Source organism: Vibrio harveyi NBRC 15634 = ATCC 14126 = KCTC 12724 (genome assembly GCF_001591145.1).
GTDB classification, from domain to species: domain Bacteria; phylum Pseudomonadota; class Gammaproteobacteria; order Enterobacterales; family Vibrionaceae; genus Vibrio; species Vibrio harveyi.
In genome coordinates this window covers 1-735 of record NZ_BCUF01000156.1, presented here as the reverse complement: position 1 = coordinate 735, position 735 = coordinate 1, and the positions used below count along the sequence as shown (strand labels likewise).

General features: G+C 41.2%; 1 protein-coding gene. It reads left to right on the top strand.

The features are described 5' to 3' along the window. Positions 1-43 precede the first annotated feature (43 nt). Entirely contained in the window at positions 44-730 is a 687-nt protein-coding gene (locus VHA02S_RS24965; RefSeq protein WP_038899667.1) for a hypothetical protein, read from the top strand. Positions 731-735 lie beyond the last annotated feature (5 nt).

The following is a 735-nucleotide window of genomic DNA, read 5'->3' as shown; positions in this document are numbered from 1 at the left end:
CCTTAGCAAGGCGTTAACTGCCAAAAGGTAAGCAGTGAGAAATATGAACAAAAATGTAATCATTGGCTGTGCTATTGTTGGGACTATTTCTTTAGCCGTAATGTACAGTGCACCGATATCAGATATCTGGAAGGGAATAACAGCACTTCCATTTGCAGGTGCTTTGTGCGGTGTCTTAATACAATTGATTAGAGATGACGCTGCTCATCAACGTAGAAAAGAGCTTATGCTACAAGAGCAGCAATATTCCTTGTCTGCGTCTTCGCACATGGCAAATACTGTTTTCGATAAACAAGTCGAGTTTTCTCAGTTATATGTAGAGAATGTACTGGACGCATTTGAAAGTCTTCGCCAAAAACCTGAATGGGAAGAAGCACACGATTATGCTCGCACATTAACGATGCTCAGATTGAAGTATATGTGTTGGTTAACCGCAGAGGTTGATCAAAACTTAGGTGAGTTTGAGCAAAAATTGCGAACCCTCGGCGCCAATAGTGCATATATCAAAATGCCAAAAGGTGAAGGTACGCAACAAGCACACAGAGATGCTGCTGCAAGGGAGATGCTGGAAATATTTAGCGCTTTTGCTTATGTCTTAGATAAAAGCACAGGGCACCAAGAGGTTACTCTTGCATCGTTATCTCAAAAAATGCGTTCAATGCTTGGGGTAGAAGAACTAGCACATCATAAAAAGCGAATCATTGGACCACAAACGAATTTTGGCAGTTAACAAAC

What these genes read in the sequence shown, in the direction of transcription:
- VHA02S_RS24965 (WP_038899667.1), top strand. Translation starts at nt 44, where the DNA reads ATGAACAAAAATGTAATCATTGGCTGTGCTATTGTTGGGACTATTTCT.